This window comes from Streptomyces sp. NPDC045026 (assembly GCF_056432625.1).
Window position 1 is genome coordinate 1 of the sequence record NZ_JBWKIS010000041.1, and the last position, 15976, is coordinate 15976.

A 15976-nucleotide genomic window follows, 5' to 3' on the forward strand; every position below is an offset into this window, starting at 1 on the left:
ATGGACGTGACCGCCGCACCCGGAATCGAGGAGAGAAGGGTCCGGCGCAGGGAGTTGCCGAGGGTGTAACCGAAGCCCGGCTCCAGCGGCTCGATGACGAACCGGGAGCGGAACTCGTCGACGACCTCTTCGGTCAGGGACGGACGCTGAGCAATCAGCACGAGGTATTGCCTCCAGTGGTTCGGCGCCCGCTATGTGACGCCGTAGACACCACGAAGGGTACGTGCGATCTGGGCGATACAGCCTCCGAAGAGGCCGAACTGCCCGACTCCGCCCGTCTGCCGGCCACTCGGCGGCCCCAGTTCTCGCTGGCGTGGGGCCCGACGATCAGCTGCTCCTGCTCCTGGGCGTCAGTCATACGCCGAGGGCCGGGACTGGTACAGCCGGGTGTGATAGCGACCTTCCGCCTCCAGTCCGGTGGGGTCGTCGCCGGCACGGAGCACCTGGTCGACGGCGCGACGCTGTTCCGCCGCGCTGGTGAACAGCCGCTGGGGACAGGTCCGTGCGGAGTCGGTCTCGGTGGTCAGGCCGTGAGCTGCCAACTGTGCGATCACGGCCGGTTGGGGACGGCGCGCAGGACGAACACGCTGACCCAAGTCGGCCCCCGCTTCCTCCACTGCAACGCGTGGAAGGTGCGATGGGTGATGTAGCCGACTCCTCCTGTGACCGTGATCAGTCCAGTGTCCGCGACGGCGCGCCGTAACCGGAGGCTGGGCGGGTGGTGTTCCACGTTCTTGGCGTAGGCCTCGTCGAGCAGGCCGACGGCCAGGGCGTACTGGACAGCGTTGTCGGCTGTGTCGAGCCCGAGGACCGGAGCCGCGTCCGCGCGGCGCCGTGAGGCGTAGAACTTCTTGTCGCGTTCGACGAGTTCGGTGGCCGCGAGGGCGTCGGCCTCGGGGCTGGTGCAGTGCGCGTGCAGCTCGGCCAGTGTGACGTGGTGGTTGAGAAGAGCAGCGTTGAGGCCGTACGAGCAGCAGAGGTCGAGGACGGTGAGGGGGCCGTCGGTGCCGAACGGCCGCCGGCCGCCGCCCGTTCGGCGCGGGTGCGCCGGAAGACATCCTGGGCATGGTGCGGTATCTCGTACTCCTGCGGGGCGAGCCGGCGGACGTAGGTGCGAGGATCCGGCTCGCGTTACGGCACGACAACGCGGTGCTGCGCCGTCAGATCGCACGCGTCCGCCACGAGCCCGCAGACCGGATCTGGCTCCCGTGCTCTCGCAGTTCGTCCCGCGCGAGCGCCCGTGCCAGACCTTCACGGTCACCCCCACCACACTCCTGGCCTGGCACCGCCAACTCATCGCCAGGAAACGGACGTTCACCCGGCACCGCCGCCCCGGCAGACCCTCCACCGCGCCCCTGTCAAACAGCTCAACCTGCGCCAGGCCCGAGAGAACAGCAACTGGGGACGCCCGATGGCTCGCACCGACCACCACGACGTCCTCGTCGGCTCAATCAGCGACGGATGGACACTTCGCCGGACGGACCGCCCTCCGCGAGCCTCAGGAGGAACTCTCGAAGATCACTGCCTTTGCATCGATGATCTACGCGATCTCGGCGTCCGTAGGCTGTTCCTGGACGCCGAAAACCGCTTCTGGCCACCACCATCCGTTGGACTGGACTCTCGTACCTCACGTGGGTGGGCTGATCAGCTTGCGGTTCACCAGGGCCGGGGCTCGGCTGTGTCAGTCGGGAGATCTCGCCGGCAGCCATGGTTCGTGCCACCGCGGATATCCGGCGACGAGCTTGCTCGCTCCCTCCGGTCCCCAGGTCCCCGGCCGGTAGCGCTCCGGATCGCCGGGCGCCTCCAGCAGTGGCTGGACGATTCGCCACGTCTCCTCCACCGAGTCCTCCCGGGTGAACAGGCTCGCGTTGCCCTGCATTGCATCACTGAGCAGGCGCTCGTACGGTTCGGGTGCCTCACCCAGCTCGGCCGCGAAGAGGAGGTCAAGGTCCACCAGCTGCGTGTCCTGCTTGCCCGGCTGCTTGGCCTGGATGCGGAAGTTCACGCCAGGGCTCGGATCGATCCGCAGGATCCACTGGTCGGGCTCGGGCGCGAACCGCTCCGCGAACGCAAGCCGCGGCGGGCGCTTGAACACGATCCGGATCTCGGTCACACGCTCGGGGAGCGACTTGCCGGCGCGGATGAAGAACGGCACCCCGGACCAGCGCCAGTTCTCGACCTCCAGCCGCAACCCGACGAAGGTCTCGGTGCGCGAACGCGGCCGCACGCCGGGGACCTGCAGGTACCCCTCGTACTGCCCGCGGACGTAGTGGGCCGGGTCGGCGTCGGGGATCGCCCGGAACACGTCAACCCGGCGGTCACGGAGCGCGTCCGCATCGGCGGCTGACGGCGGCTCGGACGCCATCAGGGCGAGCAGCTGCAACAGATGGTTCTGCACGACGTCGCGGAGCGCGCCGACCGGGTCGTAGAAGTGGCCGCGGTCCTCGACCCCGAAGTCCTCGGCCATGGTGATCTGCACGCAGGAGACGTGGTCGCGGTTCCACACCGGCTCGAACACGGAGTTGGCGAACCGCAGGAACTGGATGTCCATCGCCGGCTCCTTGCCGAGGAAGTGATCGATCCTCAGCAGCTGATCCTCATCAAGGAGCTGACGCAGCTCGGCGTTGAGGGCACGCGCCGACGCGAGGTCATGCCCGAATGGCTTCTCCACGACGACCCGGGCGCCCTTGGTCAGCCCGACACCTGCCAGACCCTCGACCACCCGGGCAAACAGCGACGGCGGGATCTCCAGATAGAAGACCGGGTGCCGCTTGCCGTTGACCGCCCGGGCGAGGCGATGGAACGTCTCCGGGTCGGCGTAATCGCCCTGCACATAGCTGAGTCGGGCGGCGAACCGGGCAAAGACGCTGTCGTCCAGCGGCTCGCCCGCTGCCTTGATCGCCGCGCGGGCGTGGTCACGCAGCGCGTCGTCGGACCAGCCGTCGCGTGCCACTCCGACGATGGGGCAGGTCAGCAACTTGCGCCGCTCAAGCCGATAGAGCGAGCGGAACGTCATCTTGCGTGCGAGGTCTCCACTGATCCCGAAAATGACCAGCACGTCTGCGGGAACGTTCGACGAGTTCGAAGCCACCTCATCCTCCTCACGGAGCCGGCACGGCAATGGGGTCGGGCATCTTGGTCCTGCTGGCGGCTGGGCGCCGACGCGAGCAGGACCCCGGCCACCGGCCACCGGCCACCGGCCGCCGCCGCGTCCGCGAGGACGGGCGACGCCGCCGCCTCGACCCGGCCGGCGGGAATCGACCGGGCTCCCGCAACGGGCCTCGAGAGCGGTTCGCGCTTGTCCGCTCCGGTGATGAGCCAGAGCACCTGCTGGGCGCGAGCGAGTGCAGGATAGGTGAGTGACATGCGCTGGTGGCTCATGTAGGGCGCCGTCAGAGCCACCGGCCCGTCCGAGACTTCGAGCACCGGGTCCCCTGGCACCAGCGAGGCGGTGTGCCCGTCCGGGCCGAGGCCCAGGTGAACGAGGTCGAATCGCTCGGGCAGCGACCGCCCGTAGGCGGCGGCCGCCGCGTCAGGGTCGGCGTCGTTCACGGGCATCGCGATGACCTCGGCGGGGGCCGCACCGAGGCTCTCGCGCAGGTGGGTGAGGCTACGGTCCGGGTCGCCGTCGGGCGCGACCCGCTCGTCGACCTGGAACACCGCCATGTGCTCCCATTCGTGATGCACAGCCCTCAGCCCTTCTTTTCGGCGTGCCCGCCGAACTCGGAGCGCATCGCCGAGAGGATCTTGTCGGCGAACTCCCCGGCCTCCCTGGACTCGAAGCGCTCGTAGAGCGAGGTGGTGATGACCGGTACCGGGACGCCTTCGTCCACCGCGGCGAGGACGGTCCAGCGGCCTTCCCCGGAGTCGGAGACCCGCCCGGTGAAGCCGTCGAGAGAGGGCGACCTGGCGAAGGCGTCGGCGGTCAGGTCGACCAGCCACGAGCCGACGACCGAGCCGCGCCGCCAGACCTCGGCCACCTCGCCGACGTCGATGTCGTACTGGTAGGCCCACGGATCGCGCAGCGGCGTCGTCTCCGCGTCGACCTCTTGCCGGCTTGTGCCGGCGTCCGCGCGCTTGATGATGCTGAGGCCCTCGGCGATCGCGGCCATCATCCCGTACTCGACCCCGTTGTGGACCATCTTCACGAAGTGCCCGGCGCCGTTCGGCCCGCAGTGCAGGTACCCGAGCGGGGCGGTGCCGTCGGTCCGGGTCCGGCTCGGCGTCGGCTCGGCGCTGCCCTCGCCGGGAGCGATCGTCTTGAAGATCGGGTCGAGATGGGCCACGGCCTCATCCTCGCCGCCGATCATCAGGCAGTAGCCGCGCTCCAGCCCCCAGACCCCACCACTGGTCCCGCAGTCGACATAGTGCAGCGACTTGTCGGCAAGACGCTTGGCGCGCGTGATGTCGTCGCGGTAGTAGGAATTGCCGCCGTCGATGAGGATGTCGCCGGGCTCCAGCAACGGCTCGAGCTGATCGAGAATGGAGTCGACGATCGCAGCCGGAAGCATGAGCCATAGGGCACGTGGCTTGTCCAGTTTCGCGACGAAGTCCTGGAGTGAGTCTGCGCCCGTCGCGCCCTCGCCGGCCAGTTCGGCGACGGCGGCCGCGTTGACGTCGGACACGACGCAATGGTGGCCGTCTCGCATCAGCCGACGCACCAGGTTCGACCCCATCCGGCCGAGCCCGATCATCCCCAGCTGCATGGGCTTGTCTGTCGCCATGTGGCGCCTCCTGGTCCTTGAGCGTGCGGTAGTGCCGGATCAGCGCGTTCGTGGACGAGGTGTGGCCGAACCCAGGCTCGGTCGCGCTCTCGAGTTCCGAGATGATCGCGACAGCGAGCACCTTGCCGAGCTCGACGCCCCACTGGTCGAAGGAGTCGATTGGTCGAATCGAAGGAGTCGATCCCCAGATCGTCCCCTGGCTCGGGCGCCCGGCTTCGCGGTACGGCGTGAGCACCTCGGCCAGCAGCACGTCCGTCGGGCGGTTGCCCTCCATCACCCGGTGCGGCGCCACGTCCTTCGCCGTCCCCTCGGCGCGCACCTCGTCCGGTGCGGATCGTGTTGACGGAAAGTGTTGCCAGGTCGTTGTTGCTCAACGCCAGCCTCCCTGAAGGTGCTGCCCGGGCCGTCAAATCGACCGCGGAGGGCTAGGGCTGCCCTTCCCCGGCCGGGGCGAAGAGCGCCGCGCCGACAATGCCCGCATCGTTGAACAGCTGCGCCGGCACGATCTCGGTCCTGAGCTCGATGTGCGGCAGGAACTTGTCGGCCTTCTTGCTGACGCCGCCGCCGATGATGATCAGGTCGGGCCACAGCAGCCGTTGGACAAGCTCGAGATACCTCTCCAGACGGTGCGCCCATTTCTTCCAGGACAGGTCGTCGTGCTCGCGCACCGACTCCGCGGCCCAGTCCTCGGCATCCCCGTGGTGCAGCGGCAGGTGCCCCAGCTCGCTGTTGGGCACCAGGAACCCGTCGGTGAAGACGGCGCTGCCGATACCGGTGCCGAGCGTCACCATCACGACGATGCCCTTGCGTCCCTTGCCGGCGCCGAACCGCATCTCGGCGATCCCGGCCGCGTCGGCGTCGTTCACCACCCTCACGTCGCGGCCGGTCGCTCGCGCGAAGAGCTGGGCCGCGTCCGTCTCCATCCAGGCCGGGTCGATATTGGACGTCGTCTGGACTTTGCCACCCCGGATGACGGCCGGGAGCGTCAGCCCGACCGGTCCTAGGACGCCGATCTGGGAGAGCATCGTCACGACCACGTCCGCGACTGCCCCCGGGGTCGCCGGATGCGGGGTCGGGATCCGAACCCGCTCACCGATGAGGCTGCCGAGCTCGAGGTCGACCGCCGCACCCTTGATACCGGTGCCGCCGATGTCGACTCCCAGCACGTGGGCCGCCTTGTCCAGAGTTTCCTGCGCCACTGCCCGCTCCCCTCAGGGGCTGGCCCAAATCGTGTTGTGTGAATCTTGGACGTTAGGCCCCGCAAGAGCCTCGCCACGTAATTACTGATTTTCACACATACCACCGATATTCGCCACATCACCTTTATCGGGCCATATCGAAGATTAGGGTGTATATCCAATGCTTGCATATCCGCAAGGGCATTAGCATTCCCCTCCGTTCGAGAGGTTCGAGAGGAACACGCCTGCGACTCACGCCGGCCGCGACGGCACCCTCCAGTAACTTTCGGAAATCAAGCCGACCGGGACCCATCCCGCAGGTCCCCCGCATCCATGAGCCGTCTCCTCTCCCCCACCCGGACCGGCCGCGGCCAGAGCTTACGGAGGCGTGATGCCAACCCGACCGGCGTCCGGATGCCCCGCATGAACTCGAGCACGGACCGCTGGATGCAGACCTGTCGCCACGCTGCTCGGCAGTGCCCGCAACGCCGACGCGCTGGCCGCATGGACCACCCGGTTCGACGCACAGGCCCTGGCCCCCGGCGAGCTCACCGGCAGCCACAGCCGCTCACTGATCGTCAGCACTACGACGTGGGGCGAGACGGATGCCTTGGATTAGGCCGAATTCGCTTCCCTCTCCCCCAAGTTGGCGCAGCCCGGCAACCTGTGAGTGCCGATTATTACGTCCGGGCAGATCAGGCCGCGTGTGTGTACTCGTGAAGGATGCCGCCGAGTCGGTCACGCCGATGGATGTCCAGCCGGTCTCGTCGGTCCGGTTCGGTGATCATTTCGGGAACTCGCCGCAGAGGCGCCGGGCTGTGCAGGGTGCGGTGAGGCCGATGCCGGTTGCAGAACGATTCGAACAGGGCAGCGAGTTCGCCGTGGATCCTGCGGTATCCCCACCGGGGGTTCTGCCCACCGGGGATTCTCTCGGGCCAGGCGCAGCACCAGGGCCTGGATCGCACGGCGGGTAGGCGGCCTGCCGGGTCTCTTAGTCGATCTGCCGCTGCAGCACAACCAGCTGGTGGCGCAGCGTCAATATCTCGATGTCCTTGTCCATGCTGCTCATCGGCAGCAGCCGTATCAAGGCGAACATGCCCGACACGGCGAGGTAGGGCAGTCGCAGCAGCAAGATTGATCAGCTTGACACGCCGATCCGGCGATCACCGACCGTTCGCGCAAATCTGCACGTCGCAGGCCGTGGATGGGGATTTCGGCACCCGCACCTCCACCACTACGCCGACCACTTCAACAGCCACCGACTCCACCAAGGCCGAGACCAGCTCGCGCCCAACGACGACCCGGACATCCTCCCCCTGCCCTCAACCCGGATCGAACACCGAAAAGCCATCGCGGGCCTCATCAACGAATACCACCGAGCCAACTGACTGTCGGACGAAATCCCAGATCACAGCCACTGAAGGCATTTTGAAGCGCTACGCAGCGTCTCTCGGCCCACCGATCGCTCGGCGCGACGCAGGGCCCGGCAGGCCAGCGCAATCGACTGGATCGACCAAGGGCACGCCCACGTACGGGGGAAGTTGAGGCTCCGTTCGTTCCTGCACGGTCACGATGCCTCGTGCTCGGTCTGCGGGACCGGGAGGCCAGACCGGATCGAGGAGGAAGCCTTCCGAAAACAATCCCTGAGCGGCCTGCCCATGTACGAAGACAACTTCCCCGAGGAGCGCTGAAGATGAGTACCTACCGAGTCGCACAGGTGAATGAACCCAACGGCACGTTCGAACTCGCCGAGCGAGAGGTGGCGCAGCCGGGTTCCGGCCAGGTCAGGATCGCGGTGGAGGCATGCGGTGTCTGCCACTCCGACGCACTTTTCGTGAGCGCTGGACTACCAGACGTGTCGTTCCCCGAGGTACCCGGACATGAGATCGCCGGGCACATCGAGGAACTGGGCGAAGGCACTCAGGACCGTGGATGGCAGGTCGGCGACCGGGTCGCGGTCGGCTGGTTCGGCGGCAGCTGCGGCCACTGCAAACCCTGCCGGGAGGGCGACTTCATCGTCTGCCGGAACCTGAAGGTCCCCGGATGGGCATACGACGGAGGATTCGCCGAGAAGGTGATCGCGCCCGTCGACGCGCTGGCCCGGATCCCCGACGCGATGTCGGCGAACGACGCAGGGCCGATGGCCTGCGCGGGCGTGACCGTCTTCAACGGGCTTCGGCGCAGCTCCGCCCGGTCCGGCGATCTGATCGCGGTGCTCGGTCTCGGCGGCCTCGGGCACCTCGGGGTGCAGTACGCGGTCGCAATGGGCTTCGAAACCGTCGCAATCGCCCGCGGCCCCGAGAAGGCCGGCTTCGCCGAACAGCTGGGAGCCCATCACTACGTCGACAGCACCTCCGGCACTCCGGTCGCCGAGGCCCTGCAGTCCCTCGGCGGCGCCAAGGTCGTCCTGGCCACCGCCGGGAACTCCGAAGCCATCACGGCCACCGTGGACGGCCTGGCCCCCCGCGGGGAGCTCGTGGTTATCGGGGCGGACACCGAGCCGCTTGGCATCAGCCCGGCCCAGCTGCTCATGAACGCCTACATCGTCCGCGGCCACCCGTCCGGCACCTCGCAGGACGTTGAGGACACCATGGCATTCAGCGTCCTGCACGGCATCCGCCCGATGACCGAGACCGTGCCACTGGACCGTGCGGACGAGGCCTACAAGAAGATGCTCGCCGGCAAGGCCCGCTTCCGGATGGTGCTCACGGTCGGCTGACACCCTGTGAGGCTCGGAAAGTCATCGCTGCAGGTGGGGGCCCGTGCGTGGAGCCATCGGTGGCGGCATCCCTGCGCTTGCGGCCACTACTCGAGTCACGGCGCCAGCGTCAGGGGTTCCGCCAGCCGTCGGATTGCAAACTGGTTCTGACTCTCCGTCGAACTCGTCCATCGGCCTCGTCGGGCGGGCGGTCCGGGCGCAGACCGTGCGCGGTAGCTCGCCTCTGAGGATGTCGGATGCCGCGACGCGCTGAACCCTCGGCGTATCCGTCGCCGGCTCCCCTCGTGCGGAAGCACCCCGTACGACGGATCGTGGGATGGGGCTGCGGGCGAGTGAGGGAGACGGACATGAACGGCGGAGCCGGCGTGCGGCACGTGAGCCTGGACAGTGCCGGAGGCGGGCTGCGCTGCCTCGTCACCGGTGCGACCGGCTACATCGGCGGGCGTCTCGTCCCCGAACTGCTCGCCGCTGGGCACGACGTCCGTTGCCTGGCCCGCACACCCGCCAAGCTGCGTGACCATCCGTGGGCGGGTGACGTCGACATCGTGCGCGGTGACGTCATGGACGCCAAATCGGTCGTTGCCGCCATGGAGGGAGTCGATGTCGCGTATTACCTGGTCCACGCCCTCGGCACGGGACAGGGCTTCGAGAGGACCGATCGTGAGGCGGCACGGATCTTCGGTGAACAGGCCCGCACGGCGGGCGTGGGACGCATCGTCTACCTCGGCGGGCTCACCCCGGCCGGAGTGCCCGCCGAGGAGCTGTCGCCGCATCTGCGCTCGCGCGCAGAGGTCGGCCGCGTCCTCCTGGACTCGGGCGTGCCGACAACAGTTCTGCGCGCCGCGGTCATCATCGGTTCCGGCTCCGCCTCCTTCGAGATGCTGCGCTACCTCACCGAGCGGCTGCCGGTGATGGTCACACCGAGCTGGGTGCGCACCCGCATCCAGCCGATCGCGGTACGTGACGTGCTGCGCTACCTCGTCGGCAGTGCCCGCATGCCCGCCGACGTGCACCGCACCTTCGACATCGGGGGCCCCGACGTCCTGACGTACCGGGACATGATGCGCAGGTACGCGTCCGTCGCGAAGCTGCCGCGACGGCTGATCCTGCCCGTGCCGATGCTGACGCCCCGCCTCTCCAGCCACTGGGTCGGCCTGGTCACACCCGTGCCCAGCTCCATCGCGCGGCCGCTCACCGAGTCTCTGCGGCACGAAGTGGTCTGCCGCGAGCACGACATCGCTCGCTATGTCTCCGATCCGCCGGGGGCACCCATCGGACTCGACGCAGCGTTGGAGCTCGCCCTGAGGCGCGTCCAGGACGCGCGGGTCGACACCCGGTGGTCGTCCGCGTCGGTGCCGGGTGCGCCAAGCGACCCGCTGCCCACTGATCCGGACTGGGCAGGCGGCAGCCTCTACACGGACCGCAGGGAGCTGGCCACGGACGCCTCACCTCTGGCCCTGTGGCACGTCATCGAGGGAATCGGGGGCGACAACGGCTGGTACTCACTCCCACTCGCCTGGGCCGTACGGGGCTGGCTCGACCGCCTCGTCGGCGGGGTGGGCCTGCGCCGGGGCCGCCGCGACGCGGCACGATTGCGGGTCGGGGATTCACTCGACTTCTGGCGCGTCGAGGAGATCGAGCCCGGCCGACTGCTGCGGCTGCGGGCCGAAATGCGGCTGCCGGGCCTGGCCTGGCTGGAGATGTACGCAGATTCCGACGCCGACGGGCGGGCCCGCTACCGCCAGCGGGCCCTGTTCCACCCGCACGGGCTGCTCGGGCATGCGTACTGGTGGAGTGTCTCGCCGTTCCACGCCCTCGTGTTCGGTGGCATGGCCCGCAACATCGCCGCGGCCGCAGCGGCAGTGGACTCGCAAGCCCGGCGAGAGCAGAACTCGTCGGCCGGCTGAGAGTACGCGCCGACTCTTCTCCCGCCGATCCGCCTCCGCCGACTCTCCCGACGCGATCGTCGTGCCCTTGGAGGGGCTGGACCGGTTCTGGCGAGCACGAAGGCTACGTTGACCGACATACGCAGGGAACACAGCCGGGCTGGCGTAAAGCCGTACAGCGTGGAGGGAGGTCCGCGCCATCGTTCATCGCGTCGGCGAAGCCCTGACCCAGTTCGGCGACGAACTCGGCAGCGGTGCACATCAGTTCACGTCTGTCTGTGACGCCGCCGCGCACCCGCGGGTCGACGGGAAGACTGCGGAACTCCAGCCCTGCGTAGCGCACGAGGGCGCGAAAGTGTCTGCGGTGGCGAGGGTAACTCGTACCCGGCCCGGCGCGGATCGACCCCCAGGCCCGCATAGGGCGCGATGTCGCCGCGCGATCCCGCGGCGGCGATCAGGATCCTCATCGGCCTCACCCTGCACTGCCTGTCCGCGAACACGCCGGATGCACCCGGCCGCCGTCAGCGCGGCGATCTCGGTCGAGCAACTGCTCGGCGTTCGAGCCCCGGGCGTAGCCGACTTCGGCGTCGTGGACGTGGGCGGATCGGGTTCGAGGTCGTCCACGGCGGCGGGCTCAAGGATGCCGTCACGGCAGCCGCAGGCAGGGAATACAGCACCACCCTCACGAGGTGACAGCCGACTTCAAAACAGCGTTTCTCCGACAGCCAGGCTGGCCTGCTCTTCACTGGCACGGAGGAACCGCTGCCGGTGTCCGCGAATCGTTCGAATCCCGCCGACGGCTGTCACCTCGGGTCGGCCGGTGACGTCCGGCGATCGGCCGGCCTCAGGTGACCTCGCCGAGATCCTCATTGAGCCGTGCCGCGGCTGCAACGTTCGACGGCCGACTCGCGACAAGCCGGGCCAGGTGTGCTTCAAGGGCCTGGAGTTGCTCGGGCCCCATATGTGCCGCCCAGCGCTCGCGCACATCGTCGAAGAGCGAGGCGCCGAGCGTCATCATGTCGTGGCCGCGGTCGGTGACCCGCAGCCGTTTGAGGCGGCCGTCGCTCGGGTCGGGCTCCCGCTCGACGTATCCGAGCTTCTCCAGTGCGGCGATCGTCCTGGCAGCGCCCTGCTTGGAGACCGAGAGCCGGCGGCCGAGCTCCGAGGCCGTGTCCGCTCCCTCGTCGACGGCGCGCAGGGCGAACTCATGCCCTGCGCGGACGCCCGGGTGTCCGCGGTGCGCCAGTTCGCCGTGCACATCGTCCACCATCGACTGGAAGCCGCCGAGAAGCAGCAGCGCGAGTTCAGCGCCCGGTGAACGTGCCATGCGACGAAGCATACGAGAAACGAGGTCGACAACCACGTTGTCGACCCATAGATTGACAACCATGTTGTCGATCGAATCCAGGAGAACGATGGACCCCATGACCGGCGGCGCCACCATCCCGGGCGTCGAACACCACCATGTCAGCCTGAACGGGACCGAACTGCACTACATATCGGCCGGAACCACGGGCTCTCCCGTCATGCTGGTCCACGGCTTCCCCGAGACCTGGTGGGTCTTCCACAAGCTGATCCCCCTGCTCAGCAAACACCACCGCGTATTCGCCCCCGACCTTCGCGGCTTCGGCGACTCCGCCACCGCGACCACCGCGCACGACAGCGTGACGGCGGCCCAGGACCTGAGTGAACTGATCGCGCGGCTCGACACAGGCCCCGTCCACCTCACGGGCCAGGACATCAGCGGCCCCACCACGTTCCGCGTCACCGCCACACGCCCCGACCTTGTACGAAGCTATGCGGCCATCGAGACCGGGCTGCCCGGATTCGGTGTCGAAAAACTCGCGGACGTCGCCCACGGCGGCGCCTGGCACATCGGCGTGCTCGCCGCCCCGGGCATCCCCGAAATGCTGCTCACCGGACGAGAACGGGCATTCCTCGCGCAGTACGCGATCCCGTCGCTCTGCATGACCCCCGACGCGTTCACCGACGACGACATCGACGAACTCGCCCGCTCCTACGCGCGACCCGACGCGTTCAACGGCGCGGCTGGACTGTACCGATCGATGCTCCGCGAAGGCGACGAAATCCACCAACTGGCATCCCGGAAACTCACCACGCCCATGCTCGCCGTCGGCGGCAGATCAGGAGAGTTCACCCCGACGACAATGCGCCAGGTCGCCGAGGACGTCAGCGCCCTCGCCCTTGACGGGATCGGCCACTACGCGGCGATGGAAGCCCCCGACAGGCTCGCAGACGGCCTCCTGTCCTTCTACGAAAAACTCGACAACCTCGGGTAACGCGGGACGGTCCACGATCAGTGACACCCGACCGGGCAAGGCACCGGCAAACGATCACGCAGAGAGCGGGCACCGGTGCACCTTCGCCGCGCTGCGCATCCGTGTCCGTCGGGTAGCCCAGGGCGCGCATCGCAGCCGTGCGCGAATATTGGCACCCTTCAGGACCAAGCCTCCTACCCTTCCGCCATGCAGATCGTTGTGACGCTGGACTGTGTCGACACCGAAGCGCAAGCGAACTTCTGGCTTGCCACGCTCGCCCCCGCTGGACTACCGGCGCGGCTTCCAGGGACCTCCCTACCTGAGCCTGGTCGGGCTCGCTCCTGCACCAACCCTTCTCCTGCGGCACGTCCCAGAACCAAAGCAGGGCAAGAACCGCGCATGCACCATGGCCTCGACTTTGGCACCGCCATCAGGGAACTTCGACCAGCTGAGTGGGTGGAACCCGGCCCGTGCGGGGGCCGCGAGGCCGTCTTCGGCGACACGGCTTTCGCTGGATCTCGTTGCCGACCCGGAAGGCAACGAGTTCTGCGTATTCAATCCCCCGAACAGCACCAACGTTCCGGAGTAGTTACGCGGTCGGGCTGAGGACCCACCATGGCCTGGGAAGCCTGTTCATCCGTCGATTACCGACCCTTGCAGAGTCTTCTGGGCCTCCAGCGCCGGTGTCCCGCGTTTCCAGACACTCACTCAGCGGCGACGCGGGCTACGGCCGGTAGCGGATCTCCAACATCACGCAGCCTCCGGTGGTGCGGTACGGGCCGTGTTCCATACCCGGGGGCCGGGAGGCGAAGTCTCCGGCGCAGAAGGTCTGATCCAGGGTCAGGTCGTGCAGGTCGCCTTCGAGTAGATAGACCTCCTCGACCCACTCGTGCCGGATCACGCCGGAGAGTGAGGTGTCGAGGCCGGGCTCCCAGCGCACCAGCCGGGTCAGCACCTCCGGATCAGCCTCGTCCCTGCTCAGAATCCTCTCGACGGTCCCGGACTGCGGCCCGGTGCGCCACTGCATGGCGTCTGGTGAAAAGAATTCCCGCTCGTTCTTCATGACAGTGACCTCTGTAGGCAGTGAGGAGTACGGAGCCGGGGTTGGCCGGAGCCCGCTGGAGACGTGACGTACGGGGCCGGAGGCAACATTGGCGTGCGGCGGTCCCACCTACGTGTTCCCGGCCGTACCAGTACGCCGCGAGGCCGTCGCATCCGATGCCAACATGCACGAGGCTGGCTACCTCTCATCTTCATGACGCCCGACTAGGAACGTCGACCAGATACTGGGTGAGAGTCCGGCCAGAGATCGACCCCGAGGGAACAACACCAACAGGAACTGCCCCCATAGCCTCATAGAACGGCTCAGCGTTCGGGTCCGCATCAAGGGTGAACTGCCTGAAGCCCAAACCCTGAGCAGTCTTGACACTGTGATCGAACAACAGACGGCCGATGCCCTGCCCGATCGCACTGGGATCGACGAACATCATGCCCAGCACACCCCGCGGCGGCTCGCCCTCCAAGGTCGTGAACCCCACGACATTGCCGTCTCGCTCTGCCACAGCCGCTCGGAGGTCAACGAGCTCCGCACTTCTGAGCGTGAGCTCCTCGCGGCACCAGTTGCCGCATCGCACGGGCCGCCGCGTCCGCAACCAGCTCCTCCTGGACCTCGGCCGCGAGGACATCCAGGACTTCGTCCTCGGCACCCTCGACCGGCTCCTCGGGCGCTACGACATCGCGTACCTGAAGTGGGACATGAACCGCCCGCCCACCGAACGCGGCCGCCCCGGACCGAAGCCGGCGCAGCAGCTCGACCTCGACGCCGCGCACGTGGCGGGCTATCTCCGCGTCCTGGACCATCTCCGCGCCCGCCACCCGCACGTCACCGTCGAGGGCTGCGCGGGCGGCGGCGGCCGGATCGACCACACCACGCTCGCCCGCACCGATGTGGTGTGGCCGAGTGACAACACCGCCCCGCTGGACCGGCTCCGGATCCAGCACGGCTACCTCCACGCACACGCGCCGCACACCATGAGCTCCTGGGTCACCGACGCGCAGGGGTTGTTCGACCCACGGCCGCGCTCCCTCGCGTTCCGTTTCGTCAGCGCGATGACGGGCGTCCTCGGCATCGGTGCCGACCTCGGCACGTGGAGCGAGGAACAACTGGCGTCGGCCACACGGTGGATCGCTCGCTACAAGGACGTCCGGGACGTCGTCCACCACGGCGACACCTACGTCCTGGGCTCGCCGGACGAACCGACATTCGGCGTCGAGTCCGTCGCGCCCGACGGGACCCGTGTCGTGGTCGCCGCCCTGAGCACGGGCCGGCTCGACGGATCGCCACTGGTCCCGGGACGCCCCGATCGCCTGCGCCTCAAGGGAGTTGACGCCGGGGCGCGGTACCGGGACGAGACCGATGGCCAGGAGTACGGCGGCGCGTACCTGCGCCACGTGGGCCTGCCGTTTTGCTGGAGCGCCGAGCACGACGCCGAACTCACGGTGCTGCGCCGCCTGTGACACACGTCGAAACGGCGGGCCTCCGGCCGGATCCCGAGGGGACACGTTCTTTCCGCTCGTGCTGCCGGCTGATCAGGCGCCGTCGTCCTCAACCCTGCCGCGTGCCCCTGCCTGTTGTGCCTTCTGCTCAGCGAGGGTTTCCGAGCTCATGCTGAGGCGTGGTGAAGGACAAGGACGACCTTCACCACGCCAGTAAGTCGGTTGACGTTGCCCCACCGTCCTTGCGCAGCAGCTCGGCACGGACCGGGTGAGACTCGCGGCGAAGGACCGGGCGTTGCCAGCCGCTCTGCCAGTGCGGCTGCCCCGTTAGGTCCTACGCCGGTCACGGCTACTGGTACGACCTGACACCGCGCTGCGACGGCACCGCGATCTGATCAAGCGGCGCCATGCCCGCACGTGCCGCACCACCTACGCCACGCGCTCCGCAAGTTCGAACTGCACCACAACACACACCGACCCCACCAAGCGATGCATCAGGCAACACCCCTGCGTGCCGTCCCCGAACCGTTCACCCGCGCACAGAGCACCCACCTCGACATACGTCGAAAAGACCGCCTCGGCGGAGTCCTCCACGAATGCCAACATGCCGCCTGAACAGCTCGAATAGAGTTTTCGGCAGGCGCAGTGCCGTGCTTCGTCGAAGATGCGGTCCTGACGGAAACGTCTCACCTTC

At 68.1% G+C, this 15976-nt stretch carries 13 protein-coding genes and 5 pseudogenes; 4 read left to right on the forward strand and 14 right to left on the reverse strand.

What is annotated here, in order from left to right:
• The 9 genes and pseudogenes from AC07EJ_RS42790 to AC07EJ_RS42830 all read right to left on the reverse strand — a co-directional run.
• A pseudogene (locus AC07EJ_RS42790) lies at positions 1-161 on the reverse strand (DNA-directed RNA polymerase subunit alpha); the annotation flags it as partial.
• 189 nt (positions 162-350) lie between these two features.
• Positions 351-554: a hypothetical protein gene (locus AC07EJ_RS42795; RefSeq protein WP_389484024.1), complete on the reverse strand. Its 204-nt coding sequence runs from the start codon at positions 552-554 to the stop codon at positions 351-353.
• Entirely contained in the window at positions 551-1171 is a 621-nt protein-coding gene (locus tag AC07EJ_RS42800) for a hypothetical protein (protein ID WP_478886269.1), read from the reverse strand. Before AC07EJ_RS42800 ends, AC07EJ_RS42795 begins: the two co-directional genes overlap by 4 nt.
• Before the next feature lie 510 nt (positions 1172-1681).
• Entirely contained in the window at positions 1682-3091 is a 1410-nt protein-coding gene (gene zwf / locus AC07EJ_RS42805) for a glucose-6-phosphate dehydrogenase (protein ID WP_389484029.1), read from the reverse strand.
• Complete coding sequence (locus AC07EJ_RS42810) at positions 3013-3687, reverse strand: 6-phosphogluconolactonase (protein ID WP_478886270.1); 675 nt, start codon at positions 3685-3687, stop codon at positions 3013-3015. Before AC07EJ_RS42810 ends, zwf begins: the two co-directional genes overlap by 79 nt.
• A 5-nt stretch (positions 3688-3692) precedes the next feature.
• The gene (gene gnd, locus AC07EJ_RS42815; protein WP_389484033.1) at positions 3693-4724 is read right to left on the reverse strand and encodes a phosphogluconate dehydrogenase (NAD(+)-dependent, decarboxylating); all 1032 of its coding nucleotides are present in this window, start codon (positions 4722-4724) and stop codon (positions 3693-3695) included.
• A gap of 49 nt (positions 4725-4773) precedes the next feature.
• Positions 4774-5043, reverse strand: a pseudogene (pgi, locus tag AC07EJ_RS42820) (glucose-6-phosphate isomerase); the annotation flags it as partial.
• Positions 5044-5149: 106 nt separating this feature from the next.
• The gene (gene ppgK / locus AC07EJ_RS42825) at positions 5150-5923 is read right to left on the reverse strand and encodes a polyphosphate--glucose phosphotransferase (RefSeq protein ID WP_478886271.1); all 774 of its coding nucleotides are present in this window, start codon (positions 5921-5923) and stop codon (positions 5150-5152) included.
• A gap of 970 nt (positions 5924-6893) precedes the next feature.
• Positions 6894-7034 (reverse strand): hypothetical protein, encoded by a 141-nt coding sequence (locus AC07EJ_RS42830; protein ID WP_478886272.1) that lies wholly within the window; start codon positions 7032-7034, stop codon positions 6894-6896.
• A gap of 561 nt (positions 7035-7595) precedes the next feature.
• Here AC07EJ_RS42830 and AC07EJ_RS42835 point away from each other — a divergent pair.
• Together AC07EJ_RS42835 and AC07EJ_RS42840 are read left to right on the forward strand one after the other, a co-directional pair.
• A complete protein-coding gene (locus AC07EJ_RS42835) occupies positions 7596-8621 on the forward strand; it encodes an alcohol dehydrogenase (RefSeq protein WP_478886273.1) in 1026 nt (341 codons plus the stop codon).
• A gap of 347 nt (positions 8622-8968) precedes the next feature.
• On the forward strand, positions 8969-10528 hold the full coding sequence (locus tag AC07EJ_RS42840; RefSeq protein ID WP_478886274.1) for an SDR family oxidoreductase: 1560 nt from the start codon (positions 8969-8971) through the stop codon (positions 10526-10528).
• A gap of 166 nt (positions 10529-10694) precedes the next feature.
• On the opposite strand, the pseudogene AC07EJ_RS42845 reads toward AC07EJ_RS42840, so the two are convergent.
• Together AC07EJ_RS42845 and AC07EJ_RS42850 are read right to left on the reverse strand one after the other, a co-directional pair.
• Positions 10695-10974, reverse strand: a pseudogene (locus AC07EJ_RS42845) (glycosyltransferase); the annotation flags it as partial.
• 377 nt (positions 10975-11351) lie between these two features.
• Positions 11352-11834 carry a MarR family winged helix-turn-helix transcriptional regulator gene (locus tag AC07EJ_RS42850; RefSeq protein WP_389484043.1) on the reverse strand — a complete coding sequence of 161 codons (483 nt, stop codon included), beginning with the start codon at positions 11832-11834 and terminating at the stop codon, positions 11352-11354.
• A gap of 61 nt (positions 11835-11895) precedes the next feature.
• Here AC07EJ_RS42850 and AC07EJ_RS42855 point away from each other — a divergent pair, with 61 nt between their 5' ends.
• Positions 11896-12807 (forward strand): alpha/beta fold hydrolase, encoded by a 912-nt coding sequence (locus AC07EJ_RS42855; RefSeq protein WP_389484045.1) that lies wholly within the window; start codon positions 11896-11898, stop codon positions 12805-12807.
• 703 nt (positions 12808-13510) lie between these two features.
• Here AC07EJ_RS42855 and AC07EJ_RS42860 read toward each other — a convergent pair.
• The gene (locus AC07EJ_RS42860; protein ID WP_389484047.1) at positions 13511-13849 is read right to left on the reverse strand and encodes a cupin domain-containing protein; all 339 of its coding nucleotides are present in this window, start codon (positions 13847-13849) and stop codon (positions 13511-13513) included.
• A 190-nt stretch (positions 13850-14039) separates the two neighbouring features.
• Positions 14040-14402, reverse strand: a pseudogene (locus AC07EJ_RS42865) (GNAT family N-acetyltransferase); the annotation flags it as partial.
• Between the two features lie 13 nt (positions 14403-14415).
• Between AC07EJ_RS42865 and AC07EJ_RS42870 the strand changes: the two are divergent.
• A pseudogene (locus tag AC07EJ_RS42870) lies at positions 14416-15303 on the forward strand (alpha-galactosidase); the annotation flags it as partial.
• 408 nt (positions 15304-15711) lie between these two features.
• Here the strand turns inward: AC07EJ_RS42870 and AC07EJ_RS42875 are convergent.
• Positions 15712-15972, reverse strand: coding sequence for a hypothetical protein (locus AC07EJ_RS42875; RefSeq protein ID WP_478886275.1), 261 nt, complete (start codon positions 15970-15972; stop codon positions 15712-15714).
• Positions 15973-15976: the final 4 nt, after the last annotated feature.